The following is a 12,223-nucleotide window of genomic DNA, read 5'->3' as shown; positions in this document are numbered from 1 at the left end:
GCGTATTCTGTGTCCATGCCCGTCCTGCCGTCATCGTCCCCCACAGCCGCGACCTCGCCGCCGCATGCGTTGCTGTTCGGCGCCAGCGGCCAGATCGGTCGCCGCGTGCTCGTCCGCCTGCTCGCCGCCGGCTGGCGGGTCACCGCACTGTCGCGGCAGCCGCAGCCGGAACAGCCCGGCGTGGTCTGGCGCCAGGCCGGACTGCCGGACGCCGGGCCAGGCGAAGGCTTCGACGCGATCCTCAGCTGCGGTCCGCTGGACCTGTTCTCGCAGTGGTACGCGGCCACGCCCATCGGCCAGGCCCGCGTGGTCGCGTTCGGTTCCACCAGCGTGCACGTCAAGGGTGATTCGTCCGACCCGCACGAACGCGACCTGGCCCGGCGCCTGCGCGAGGCCGAGGCACGGCTGGCGCAGGCCGCCGCGGCACGCGGCGCCGCCGGCGCGCTGCTGCGGCCGACCCTGGTCTACGGCGCCGGCATGGACCGCAACCTCAGCCGGATCGCGGCCCTGGCCCGGCGCTGGCACGGCTTCGTCCTGCCGCACGATGCGCGCGGCCTGCGCCAGCCGGTGCACGTGGACGACCTGGCCGATGCGGCGCTGGCGGCACTGGCGATGTCAGGCGCGGAGACGCCCGTTGGCGCCGCTGCCGCGGCAGGGCCGGACGGTACCGGCCTGCGCGCCTACGACCTGCCTGGCGGCGAAACCCTCGGCTACCGCGAGATGGTGGCCAGGGTGCTGGCGGTGCAGCGGCCGCCTTCGCGGCTGTGGCGCCTGCCCGGCCCGCTGTTCGATCTGGCCGCGGCCCTGGCGCGCATGCTGGGTGTGCACGATGCCGGCGCCGCCGTGCTGGCGCGGATGCGCCAGGACCTGGTGTTCGACGATGCGGCCGCGCGCCGCGCGCTGGGCTACGCGCCGCGCCCGTTCCGTCCCGACTCCGCGATGTTCGAGCCGCCGCTGCAGGAACGCGCCGCTGCGGTCGCGCCTCAGTAGCGCCAGCCCATCACCCGGTAGAACTTCGCCAGCACCCAGGCCGGGCCGATCAGCAGGTAGACCAGGTCGGTGAGGAAGCTGGGCTTGCGGCCCTCGAACTTGTGGCCGATGAACTGGGCGATCCACGCCACCACGAACACCGCCACCGCCGTCCACAGAAGTACGGCCAGGCCCAGGCGCGCTTCCAGCAGCCGGCACAGGCAGCCGCAGACGAAGAACACCGCCAGCATTCCCAGCCCCAGCGGCCGCGACATCCGGTAATAGAACATCCAGGCGAAGAACATCGCCAGCGCGGCCCACACCCCGGTCTTCATCCAGGTGCCGACCACCGGGATGCACCACACCAGCGCCACCACCGACCACAGGATCGCCGGCACCGCGATCACGTGGATGCGCTGGTTGAGGCGGTTGCGGTGGTCGTCGGAGTAGCTGGCGAAATAGCGGTCGATCGGCCGCTGCACGGTGGCGTCCATTCATCCCTCCCGAGGATGCGCATGCGCTCGGGTACGGAGCATAGCGCGGGCGGTGGGGGCGGCGCCCGACCTGGGTTCAAGCCTGTGGCAAAGGCAGAAGCATCGGGTTTGGCTGGCTTCGTGCTGAGCCGCGGCGAACCGGCCGTGTCGTGGCCGCTCGGGCGCACCTCCGTGTGCGCACTCGCTACCGCGGACATCCATGTCCGCTGCCCCGACACAACCGGCCCGCCGCGTCTTCTGCGCGCTGGAGGTTCAGGACTTCTATCCACCCACTACCGTCGTCCCGGCGAAAGCCGGGACCCAGCGACTTTGCTCTGCTCCACCCTGTAGGAGCCGGTCTTGCCGGCGACCGTGGGGGCGGACGGATCATTGGTACCCGGTTTCACGCAGACGCATCCACCATGGCGGTCGCCGGCAAGACCGGCTCCTACAAGGGAAGCAAAGACACTGGGTCCCGGCTTTCGCCGGGACGACGGGAGTGGGGAAGGCGCACAGAAGCCTGAAGAGCAGAAGCACCAGAAGCGGTGAACTTCACGCCCGCAGAGGCCGTCGTGCCTTGGGTCTGCGGGGCAAGTGGCACAGGGACGTGCCACGGCCGCGCGTTGCGGGCAGGACGCCCGCCCGAGCGGTGCACCGCAGACCCAAGGCACGGCGGCCCCGCCCGAAGCCAGCGCTTTTGCTTCCGAGGCCAGGCGGACCCTACGAAGCCAGCGCTTTGCTTCGCTTTCAGCCCGCCGCTCAGTCGACCGAAATCTCTGCCAGCTTCTGCAAGGCCTCGGCATAGCGCGCGCGGGTGCGCTCGATCACCTCGGCCGGCAGCTTCGGGCCCGGGGGAGTCTTGTCCCAGTCCAGCGTCTCCAGGTGGTCGCGCACGATCTGCTTGTCGTAGCTCGGCGGGCTGGTGCCGACCTGGTACTCGTCGGCCGGCCAGTAGCGCGAGGAATCCGGCGTGAGCATCTCGTCCATGATGTACAGCCGGCCGTCGGCGTCGGTGCCGAACTCGAACTTGGTGTCGGCCAGCAGGATCCCGCGCTCGGCCGCGTAGGCGGCGGCGTAGCGGTACAGGCGCAGGGTCGCGTCGCGCACCCGCTCGGCCAGCTCGCCGCCGACCGCGCGCACCATCGCGTCGAAATCGATGTTCTCGTCGTGGTCGCCGACCGCGGCCTTGGTCGAGGGGGTGAAGATCGGCTCGGGCAGCTGCTCGGCCTGGCGCAGTCCGTCGGGCAGGGCGATTCCGCTGACCTGGCCGGTGCGCTGGTAGTCCTTCCAGCCGCTGCCGATCAGGTAGCCGCGGGCGATCGCCTCCACCGGCACCGGCTTGAGCTTGCGGGTCACCACCGCGCGCTTGGCATACAGCGCCGGGTCCACGCCTTCCGGCAGCACCGCGGCTACGTCGATCCCGGTCAGGTGGTTGGGCATCAGGTGCGCGGTCTTGCCGAACCAGAAGTTGGAGATCTGGCACAGCATCTCGCCCTTGCCCGGAATCGGATCGGGCAGGACCACGTCGAACGCGGAGAGGCGGTCGCTGGCGACCATCAATAGATAGCCGTCGGGCGAAGCGGCATCGGTGCCGGCAGCGGCCAGGGCCGCGTCGGGGATGCGCTCGCGCGGCAGGTCGAACACGTCGCGCACCTTGCCGCGGTGGCGCAAGGGCAGGCCGGGGAGGTCGGACTGGAGCAGGGTCGTGGACACGCGGTCTCCGGGCAGGACAGGACTCGGGGCGGGACGCATCCCGGGGCCGCGCCGGCAGGGCCGCGCGGCGGCGGGCCGCACAGTGTACGGCGAGCCGGGGCGGCTGTGCCGTAGAATGCGCGCTCCCACGCCACCCGGCCCCGCGGGGCCCGCCGGATGAACCGCTGGTACGGAAAACTGCTCGGCCTGGTCGCCGGCGCGCTGCTGTTCCGCCCCAATCCCCTGTTCGGCGCGGTGGTCGGCCTGCTGCTCGGCCACGCCTTCGACAGCGACTGGTTCCGCCTGCGCCGGCACGACGATCCCTGGGCCGAGCTGGGCCTGACCGACGAGGCCAGCGATGCCGAGGTCGAGCAGGCCTACCGCCGGCTGATCTCGCAGTACCACCCCGACCGGCTCGCCGGCGCCGCGCCCGAACTGCGCGCCCAGGCCGAGCAGCGATCGCGCGCGATCAACGCCGCCTACGACCGCATCCGCACGCTGCGCGGCCGCTGACCGGCGCCGCCCGGATTCCCTCCCCTTATTCCCCTCACACCCTTCATCCCCGGCCTCCCGCCATGCAGCCCACCGTCATCGCCCCCTCGATCCTCTCGGCCGACTTCGCCCGCCTCGGCGAGGAGGTCGACAACGTCCTGGCCGCCGGCGCCGACTGGGTCCACTTCGACGTGATGGACAACCATTACGTGCCCAACCTGACGATCGGCCCGCTGGTCTGCCAGGCCCTGCGCAAGCACGGCGTGGGCGCCTTCATCGACGTGCACCTGATGGTCGAGCCGGTCGACCGGATCGTGCCGGACTTCGCGCAGGCCGGCGCCAACCTGATCAGCTTCCATCCCGAGGCCAGCCGCCACGTCCACCGCACCATCCAGCTGATCCGGTCGCACGGCTGCCAGGCCGGGCTGGTGCTCAACCCGGCCACTCCGGTGGAAGTGCTGGACTGGGTGCTGGAGGACATCGACCTGGTGATGCTGATGTCGGTCAACCCCGGCTTCGGCGGCCAGGCCTTCATCCCTTCCACCCTAGACAAGCTGCGGGCGGTGCGGGCGATGATCGACAAGAGCGGCAGGTCGATCCGGCTGGAGATCGACGGCGGGGTCAAGGCCGACAACATCGGTGAGATCGCCGCCGCCGGTGCCGACACCTTCGTCGCCGGCTCGGCGATCTTCAACGCGCCGCGCACCCGCGAGCACTACGCCGACGTGGTCGGGAAGATGAAGGCCGCGGTGGCCGCCGTGCGCGGCTGAAGGCGACCCGCCCCCGGGGGAGCCGCCGCCGCTCCATCGCGGCGGCGGCTCCCGGAAAGATTGGAGGCAATCCCGCCTCCGCCCGTCGTCCCTGCTATGGCCTCCTATGCTGGCGGTCGACGATGACAGGCCGATGACCGCCGCTGTACCCGTGATCCATGCGTCCGGCGATGCGTCGCCGTTCGCGGGACCGCCGGCGAGGAGCCATTCGCTCTCTCCGCACCGATCGCCCCGGTTCACGCGTGCACGCGGCGGCGCTTGCTAGCGTGCGCCATCGTCCCCGCCCATGTCCGCCCCGGAATCCTCCCCATGCCGCCCAACCCCGAAGCCGCGCCTTCGACCTGGCTCATCCTCAACGGCAAGTCGGCCGGCGACGACGCCGTGCGCGAAGCGGTGGGGATCCTGCGCGAACGCGGCCTGGCGCTGGCCGTACGCGTCACCTGGGAAGACGGCGACGCCGCGCGCTGCGTGGACGAAGCGCTGGCCGCCGGCGTCGCCCGCGTGGTCGCCGGCGGTGGCGACGGCACCCTGAGCGAGGTCGCCGCCGCCCTGGCCGCCAGCGACCGCAGCGCGGACGCACTGCCGACCCTGGGCCTGCTGCCGCTGGGCACCGCCAACGATTTCGCCGCCGCCGCCGGCCTGCCGCTCGAGCCGCTGCCGGCGCTGGAACTGGTCGCCGCCGAACCGGCACGAGCGTTGGACCTCTTGCGGATCGAGGCCGATGGCCGCGAGCGCTGGTGCGCCAACCTGGCCAGCGGCGGCTTCGGTACCGAGGTCACGGTGGAGACCGACGAAGGCCTGAAGAAGCTGCTCGGCGGCCTGGCCTACCTGGTCACCGGGATCGCAAAGCTGGGGAAGATCGAGCCTGTGCCGGTGCGTTTGCGCGGCCCCGAGTTCACCTGGGAAGGCGGCCTGATCGCGCTGGGCGTGGGCAACGGCCGCCAGGCGGGCGGTGGCCAGGTGCTGTGCCCGGATGCGCACGTGGACGATGGCCTGCTCGAGCTGACGGTGATCCCGGAGCTGTCCGGCGAACTGCTGGCCACCCTCGGCACCCTGGTCAAGGACGGCCAGCGCGCCGCACTGGAGCGCAGCGCGGTGCGTGCGCGCCTGCCCTGGGTCGAACTGGAATCGGCCGACGGCCCGCTCGCCCTCAACCTCGACGGCGAACCGGTGCAGGCCCGCCGCTTCCGGATCGAATGCGTGCCCGGCCGCCTGCGCATGCACCTGCCGGCGGACAGCCCGTTGCTGTCGCAACCGTCCTGAGGTTTCCGGCCTCGCACCGCGGCGGCCGGCTGCGCATCGCCTCCGATCCGGTTAAAGTTGGCCGCATGTTCGGCCAGACGATCAGGCTTTCCCGTTCTTCCGCGCGCCAGGGTTGGCGATGGCGGCCCGTCGCCGTCGTTTGCCACGCCCCGTTCCGCCGGAAGGAAGCCTGTCTTGATCACGCCCGAACAGTTCCAGCGCCACGCCGCTGAACACCGCGGTTCCGACCGCCACGCCCGCGTCCCCGTCGTCCGCGAGGTGCTGTCCGACCTGGACACGCCGCTGTCGGTCTACCTGAAGCTGGCCGACGCCCCGCACACCTACCTGCTCGAGTCGGTCGAGGGCGGCGAGCGCTTCGGCCGCTATTCGATCATCGGCCTGCCAGCCAAGCGCACCGTCGCCTTCCGCGGCCACAGCATGGAGGTGCGCGAAGGCGGGCAGGTGGTGGAGACGCGCGAGGTCGCCGATCCCTTCACCGAGGTCGAGGCCCTGCGCGCCGCCTACGCGGTGCCCAAGCTCGACGGCCTGCCCGGCTTCACCGGCGGCCTGGTCGGCTGGTTCGGCTTCGAGTGCATCGGCTACATCGAGCCGCGCCTGGCCGGCGGCGACAAGCGCGATGAGCTGGACACCCCGGACATCTACCTGATGCTGTCCGAAGAGCTGGCGGTGTTCGACAACCTCAAGGGCCGGCTGTACCTGATCGTGCACGCCGACCCGCGCGAGCCCGGCGCCTGGGACCGTGCCCAGCTGCGCCTGGACGCGCTCACCGACAAGCTGCGCTGCCCCGGCAGCTACCCGCCGCCGTTGAGCCGCCAGGTGCTGGACGAGAGCCACTTCGTCTCCGGCTTCACCCGCGAGGGTTTCATCGAGGCGGTGGAGAAATCCAAGGAATACATCCGCTCCGGCGACGTGTTCCAGGTGGTGCTGAGCCAGCGCCTGAGCGTGCCGTTCAATGCCCGCCCGGTGGACGTGTACCGCGCCCTGCGCGCGCTGAACCCGTCGCCGTACATGTACTTCCTCGACACCGGGCAGGTGCAGGTGGTCGGCTCCTCGCCGGAGATCCTGGTGCGCCAGCAGGACGGGGAAGTGACCGTGCGCCCGATCGCCGGCACCCGCCCGCGCGGCGCCACCCCGGCCGAGGACCTGGCCCTGGAGCAGGACCTGCTGGCCGACCCCAAGGAACTGGCCGAGCACGTCATGCTGATCGACCTGGGCCGCAATGACGTCGGCCGGGTGGCCGAGGCCGGCAGCGTGCAGGTCGGCGAGCGCTTCGTGATCGAGCGCTACAGCCACGTCATGCACATCGTCAGCGAGGTCACCGGCAAGCTCCTGCCGGGCCTGAGCTACGCCGACGTGCTGCGCGCCACCTTCCCGGCCGGCACCGTCAGCGGCGCGCCGAAGATCCGCGCGCTGGAGGTGATCCGGGAACTGGAACCGATCAAGCGCAATGTCTATGCCGGCAGCATCGGCTACATCGGCTGGCACGGCGACGCCGACACCGCCATCGCCATCCGCACCGCGGTGATCAAGGACGGCCGCCTGCACGTCCAGGCCGGCGCCGGCATCGTCTACGACTCCGACCCGCAGAAGGAGTGGGACGAGACCATGAACAAGGGTCGCGCCCTGTTCCGCGCGGTGGCGCAGGCGGCCAAGGGCCTGTGAGGGAAACGACATGCTGCTGATGATCGACAATTACGACAGCTTCACCTTCAACCTCGTGCAGTACCTGCAGGCGCTGGGGGCGGAGGTGAAGGTGGTGCGCAACGACGCGCTGACGGTGGAGCAGATCCGCCGGCTGGCGCCGGAGCGGATCGTGGTCTCGCCGGGGCCGTGCACGCCGAACGAGGCGGGCGTGTCGCTGGAGGTGATCCGCGAGCTGGGGGCGACCACGCCGATCCTGGGCGTGTGCCTGGGCCACCAGAGCATCGGCCAGGCCTACGGCGGCAAGGTGGTGCGCGCCGGCAACATCATGCACGGCAAGACCTCGCACATCCGCCACGCGGGCAGGGGCGTGTTCGCCGGGCTGCCGGACCGCTACGAGGCCACCCGCTACCACTCGCTGGTGGTCGAGCGCGGCTCGCTGCCGGAGGAGCTGGAGATCACCGCCTGGACCGAGAACCCGGACGGTTCGTTCGAGGAGATCATGGGCCTGCGCCACCGCGAACATCCGGTGGAGGGCGTGCAGTTCCATCCCGAGTCGATCCTGACCGAACACGGCCACGCCCTGCTGAAGAACTTCCTGGAGCGCTGAGCGAGGAGCGCGCCTTCGCGCCCGCGCGGTGCCGGATCAGCCGATCCGGCGCACACGCACCATCGCCGGGTCGTCGGCATGCTCCAGCAGCATCCGCCGCACGCGGTCCTGCCACGCTTCGCCGAAGCGGCGGCGGGCGTCGGCATCGGCCTCGCCGCGTATCACACGCTGCAGCAGCTCGCGTTGCGCCGGATCACCGGGCACCACCGAGGTGTCCAGCGCCACTTCGACCGCATCCCCGGTGTCCAGCCGGCGCAGCCGGAGCGCGTCGATCCCAGGCTCGCCGTAGCGCAGCAGGCCGTTGCGGGCATGCTGCCCGCCCAGGCCCTTGAAGCCACCGGCGCCGGCCGCGCCGGTGACCAGGGTCAGCACCTGGCCGATCACCCCGGCCACCCCGGCGTCCTCGGCCTCGGGCAGGGCCACCGCGATGCCGCCGCGCTCGGGCAACGCTTCGCCGTAGAGCGCGCGCAGCCCGGCGCGGGCGCACAGCCAGGCGCCGGCCACGGTCGGGCAGGAATGGCCGGCCAGGCGCACCGCGTCGGCGTAGCGGTACTCGATCACGCCGTCGGGGGTGGCGCCCAGCAGCTGCGCCAGGCCGTCGTGCAGGCGCAGCACCGGCGCCTGGTCGAAGAAGGCGGGAAAGGCCATGGCTCAGGCCCGGACCACGAAGTCGATCACGATCGCGCCCGGCTCGCGCTGGCGGTAGACGATGCCGACGCGCTCGCCGAAGCGCTCGGCGATCTGGTCGAGCAGGGGCAGCGGGTCGTGGTCGTTGACAAAGCGCATGGCCTCGCCCGGTTCCAGCACGGACAGCGCGCCGAAGATCGCCGAATGGCGGAAGCGGCGGGCGATGCCGCGGGCGTCGAAGGGATGGGCGGTGTAGTCGGGGGCGGATTCGCTCATGGCGGGCTCCTGGTGGAAGGAGCGTCCAGCCTGCGGCCGCCGGGGTGCGCTCGCCCTGATCCAGGTCAGGTGGCGGGCGATCGGCGGCCTCAGCGGTACACCAGCCGCCGCATCAGGAAGAAGTTGGCCATCGCCAGCCCGCCCTCGACCACCGGCTTGGCCAGCCAGGCCCAGCGCAGGCCCAGGCGCGCCTCGACCGTGGCCATCAGCAGGGTGCTCAGCGCGGTCATCGCCAGCCACAGCAGCCAGAAGCGGCCGAAGCGGCGCCAGCCCAGGCGGCTGCCCTCGTCGCCGGCGAAGGTGTAGCGGCCGTTGAGCCAGAAACCGAGCATCGCGCCGCTGGTGCGGCCGGCCAGGTTGGCCGGCGCCGTCGGCATGCCCAGGGCGGTGGCGACGACGAACACCGCCCAGTCCAGCAGCAGCTGCAGCAGGCCGATGGCGAGGTACTGGCTGCCCTGGCGGAGGAGGAGCATCGGCGGGTTCCGCGGTCGCGAGCGAAGGGGCGCAGTCTAAACCGGCCGGCGGTGAAGGCCGGCTCTCCTGCGAAGGGCGGCATGCCCGGACCGGGCCGGCCTTAGAATCGTCGCCATCGCATTCCACGGACGCTCCGCATGACCCAGCCCCTGCACGTCGTGATCCTCGCCGCCGGCGAGGGCAAGCGGATGAAGTCGGACCTGCCCAAGGTGCTGCAGCCGGTTGGCGCGCGGCCGATGCTGGCGCACGTGATCGACACCGCGCGCGCGTTGCGGCCGGCCGGGATCCACGTGGTCTACGGCCACGGCGGCGAGGCGGTGCGCGAAGCCTTCGCCGGCCAGGACGACCTGCAGTGGGCCGAGCAGGCGCAGCGCCTGGGCACCGGCCACGCGCTGCAGCAGGCCCTGCCGCGGATTCCCGAGGCGGTGGACGTGCTGGTGCTTTACGGCGACGTGCCGCTGACCGCGCCGGAAACCCTGCGCCGGCTGCTCGACGCGCCCGGCCTTTTGCGGGTGCTGGTGGCCGAGCCGGAGGACCCCAGCGGCTACGGCCGGATCGTCCGCGACCTGCAGGGCAAGGTCGCGGCGATCGTCGAGCACCGCGATGCCGACGAGGAGCAGCGCCGGATCCGCACCATCAACACCGGCATCGTTGCGGTCGAGGCCGACCCGCTCAAGCGCTGGCTGGCGCGCCTGTCCAACGACAACAGCCAGGGCGAGTACTACCTGACCGACGTGTTCGCCATGGCCGCCGAGGAATACAACCCGGCCGAGATGGTGCTGGTGGCCGATCCGCTGGAGGCCGAGGGCGCCAACGATCCCTGGCAGCTGGCCCAGCTCGAGCGTGCCTTCCAGCTGCGCTGCGCCCGCGCCCTGTGCGCGCAGGGAGCGCGCCTGCTGGACCCAGCGCGCTTCGACCAGCGCGGCACCGTGCGGGTGGGACGCGACGTGGAGATCGACGCCAACGTGGTGCTCGAGGGCGAGGTGGAGCTGGGCGATGGCGTGCGCATCGGCCCGTTCACCCGGCTGAAGGACGTGCGCCTGGGCCCGGGCACGCAGGTGCGCGCGCACTGCGACCTGGACGGCGTGGTCACCGAGGGCGCGGCCCAGATAGGCCCGTACGCGCGCCTGCGCCCGGGCACGGTGCTGGCCGACGGCGTGCACGTGGGCAATTTCGTCGAGACCAAGAAGGTGGTGCTGGGCGTGGGCAGCAAGGCCAACCACCTGACCTACCTGGGCGATGCGCAGGTGGGCGCGGGGGTGAACATCGGCGCCGGGACCATCACCTGCAACTACGACGGGGTGAACAAGTCCACGACCGTGATCGGCGATGGAGCCTTCATCGGTTCCAACTCGGCGCTGGTGGCGCCGGTGGAGATCGGGGCGAAGGCGACCATCGGCGCCGGATCGGTGATCACCCGCAACGCGCCGGCCGATACCCTCACGGTGTCGCGCGTGCGCCAGAGCAGCGTAGAGGGCTGGAAGCGGCCGGAGAAGAAGCCGAAGGGCTGATGTCGGCCCCTCTCCCTGTAACCCGCCCTCATCCGCCCTTCGGGCACCTTCTCCCACGGGGAGAAGGGAGAGCCAGTCATCCTTCCGGCAGCATCACCGCCACGCACAGGCCGCCGTCGGTGCGGTTCTGCAGCGACAGGCGGCCGCCGTGGGCTTCGACGATCTCGCGGGTCAATGCCAGGCCCAGGCCGGTGCCATTGCGCTTGGTGGAGTAGAACGGCAGCAAGGCGTTCTGCAGCACCGCCTCGTTCATGCCCGGGCCGCGGTCGAGCACCTCGATACGGGTCCAGCCGGGCAGCCGCAAAAGGCGTACGGTGACCTCGCCGCTGGGCGGCTGCGATTCGGCACCGGCCTCGTGCGCGTTCTTGAGCAGGTTGAGCAGGGCCTGCTCCATCTGCGCGGTGTCGACCCGCCCGGCCAGCTGCGGGGTCGAGGTGTCCAGGGCGAAGCCGATCTGCCGTTGCAGGCGGCCGAGGAAATCGCCCCACACCACCGGGTCGAGCCGCGGCTGCGGCAGCTTGGCGAAGCGCGCGTAGCCGCGGATGAAGCCTTCCAGGTGGCGGGCGCGGTCCTCGATGGTGGCGAACACCTCGCCCAGCCGCTCGGGCCGGCCGCGCCGGACCAGCTCGGCACCGGAATGGGCCAGCGAGGCGATCGGCGCCAGCGAGTTGTTCAGTTCGTGGCTGATCACCCGGATCACCTTCTTCCAGGTCTGCACTTCCTGGCGGCGCAGCTCGGGCGTGAGCAGGCGCACCAGCAGCAGTTCGTGGCTGCGGCCGTTGAGGGTGAACGTCCGGCGCGAGAGGTGGTAGACCTGTTCGTCCTCGCCATCCTCGTCGGCGATCGCGAACAGGCTGTCGCCGCCGCGGGCCACCGCCTCGCGCAGTTCGGCCGGCAACGCCTCCAGCAGCTCGTCCAGGTGTTGGCCCTCGAGCTTGCGCCCGTCGAACAGCAGCTTGCGCGCGGCCAGGTTGGCGTAGACCACGCGGCGGATGCGGTCGCCGCCGGCGGCCGAGAGCAGCATCGCCACCGGGGTGTTCTGGACCATGGTGTCCAGCAGCAGTTCGCGCTGGACCAGGTCCTGCCTCTGCCGGCGCAGGACCTCGCCCAGTTCGCCGTGGGCGCGGACCAGTTCGCCCAGCTCGTCGTCGCCGCGCCAGTGCACGCCGAAGTTGAACTCGCCGTCGCGGTAGGTGTTGACGCTGCCGGCCAGGGCCCGGAACAGCGCGCGCAGGGGCGCCAGCGCACGCTGCAGGCTCAGCCACATCAGGCCCAGCAGGAGTGCGCTGGCGACCACGGCCAGGATCCAGCCGCGGTCGATCCAGTAGGCGAAGGTCCACGGCAGCGCAGCGGCCAGCGCCAGCACCGGCAGCAGGCGCAGGAACAGGCGCAGGGTCACGGTGCGGCGGATGCGGATCATGCCGG

General features: G+C 71.6%; 13 protein-coding genes. 7 read left to right on the top strand and 6 right to left on the bottom strand.

Annotation, left to right across the window (positions count from 1 at the left end; genetic code table 11):
- Positions 1 to 15 precede the first annotated feature (15 nt).
- Positions 16 to 990, top strand: a complete 975-nt coding sequence (locus CSC62_RS00450) for an NAD-dependent epimerase/dehydratase family protein (RefSeq protein WP_162404374.1) — start codon at positions 16 to 18, stop codon at positions 988 to 990.
- Here CSC62_RS00450 and CSC62_RS00445 read toward each other — a convergent pair.
- Together CSC62_RS00445 and CSC62_RS00440 are read right to left on the bottom strand one after the other, a co-directional pair.
- Positions 984 to 1,463: an Mpo1 family 2-hydroxy fatty acid dioxygenase gene (locus CSC62_RS00445; protein WP_162404193.1), complete on the bottom strand. Its 480-nt coding sequence runs from the start codon at positions 1,461 to 1,463 to the stop codon at positions 984 to 986. The genes CSC62_RS00450 and CSC62_RS00445 overlap by 7 nt on opposite strands.
- Before the next feature lie 738 nt (positions 1,464 to 2,201).
- Positions 2,202 to 3,155, bottom strand: coding sequence for a phosphoribosylaminoimidazolesuccinocarboxamide synthase (locus tag CSC62_RS00440; RefSeq protein WP_162404192.1), 954 nt, complete (start codon positions 3,153 to 3,155; stop codon positions 2,202 to 2,204).
- 156 nt (positions 3,156 to 3,311) lie between these two features.
- Between CSC62_RS00440 and CSC62_RS00435 the strand changes: the two genes are divergently transcribed.
- The 5 genes from CSC62_RS00435 to CSC62_RS00415 all read left to right on the top strand — a co-directional run bounded on the left by CSC62_RS00435 (position 3,312) and on the right by CSC62_RS00415 (position 7,910).
- Positions 3,312 to 3,647 (top strand): J domain-containing protein, encoded by a 336-nt coding sequence (locus tag CSC62_RS00435; protein ID WP_162404191.1) that lies wholly within the window; start codon positions 3,312 to 3,314, stop codon positions 3,645 to 3,647.
- A gap of 62 nt (positions 3,648 to 3,709) precedes the next feature.
- On the top strand, positions 3,710 to 4,396 hold the full coding sequence (rpe, locus tag CSC62_RS00430) for a ribulose-phosphate 3-epimerase (protein ID WP_162404190.1): 687 nt from the start codon (positions 3,710 to 3,712) through the stop codon (positions 4,394 to 4,396).
- 309 nt (positions 4,397 to 4,705) lie between these two features.
- Entirely contained in the window at positions 4,706 to 5,659 is a 954-nt protein-coding gene (gene yegS, locus CSC62_RS00425; protein WP_162404189.1) for a lipid kinase YegS, read from the top strand.
- 174 nt (positions 5,660 to 5,833) lie between these two features.
- On the top strand, positions 5,834 to 7,321 hold the full coding sequence (gene trpE, locus CSC62_RS00420; RefSeq protein WP_162404188.1) for an anthranilate synthase component I: 1,488 nt from the start codon (positions 5,834 to 5,836) through the stop codon (positions 7,319 to 7,321).
- Between the two features lie 10 nt (positions 7,322 to 7,331).
- Positions 7,332 to 7,910, top strand: coding sequence for an anthranilate synthase component II (locus CSC62_RS00415; protein ID WP_162404187.1), 579 nt, complete (start codon positions 7,332 to 7,334; stop codon positions 7,908 to 7,910).
- A 36-nt stretch (positions 7,911 to 7,946) separates the two neighbouring features.
- Here the strand turns inward: CSC62_RS00415 and CSC62_RS00410 are convergent, their stop codons facing one another.
- From CSC62_RS00410 to CSC62_RS00400, 3 genes are all read right to left on the bottom strand, one after another.
- Positions 7,947 to 8,558 carry an FmdE family protein gene (locus tag CSC62_RS00410; RefSeq protein WP_162404186.1) on the bottom strand — a complete coding sequence of 204 codons (612 nt, stop codon included), beginning with the start codon at positions 8,556 to 8,558 and terminating at the stop codon, positions 7,947 to 7,949.
- A gap of 3 nt (positions 8,559 to 8,561) precedes the next feature.
- Positions 8,562 to 8,813, bottom strand: a complete 252-nt coding sequence (locus CSC62_RS00405; protein WP_162404185.1) for a DUF2249 domain-containing protein — start codon at positions 8,811 to 8,813, stop codon at positions 8,562 to 8,564.
- Positions 8,814 to 8,902: 89 nt separating this feature from the next.
- Positions 8,903 to 9,286, bottom strand: a complete 384-nt coding sequence (locus CSC62_RS00400) for a GtrA family protein (RefSeq protein WP_162404184.1) — start codon at positions 9,284 to 9,286, stop codon at positions 8,903 to 8,905.
- 138 nt (positions 9,287 to 9,424) lie between these two features.
- Here CSC62_RS00400 and glmU point away from each other — a divergent pair, with 138 nt between their 5' ends.
- Positions 9,425 to 10,798 (top strand): bifunctional UDP-N-acetylglucosamine diphosphorylase/glucosamine-1-phosphate N-acetyltransferase GlmU, encoded by a 1,374-nt coding sequence (glmU, locus tag CSC62_RS00395; RefSeq protein ID WP_162404183.1) that lies wholly within the window; start codon positions 9,425 to 9,427, stop codon positions 10,796 to 10,798.
- A gap of 76 nt (positions 10,799 to 10,874) precedes the next feature.
- On the opposite strand, the gene CSC62_RS00390 is transcribed toward glmU, so the two are convergent.
- Positions 10,875 to 12,218 carry a sensor histidine kinase gene (locus tag CSC62_RS00390; protein WP_162404182.1) on the bottom strand — a complete coding sequence of 448 codons (1,344 nt, stop codon included), beginning with the start codon at positions 12,216 to 12,218 and terminating at the stop codon, positions 10,875 to 10,877.
- Between the last annotated feature and the right edge of the window lie 5 nt (positions 12,219 to 12,223).

This window comes from Pseudoxanthomonas jiangsuensis (assembly GCF_010093185.1).
Classification (GTDB): domain Bacteria; phylum Pseudomonadota; class Gammaproteobacteria; order Xanthomonadales; family Xanthomonadaceae; genus Pseudoxanthomonas; species Pseudoxanthomonas jiangsuensis.
Note: the sequence above shows the minus strand (reverse complement) of the source record. Positions and strands in the feature narration are given on the sequence as shown.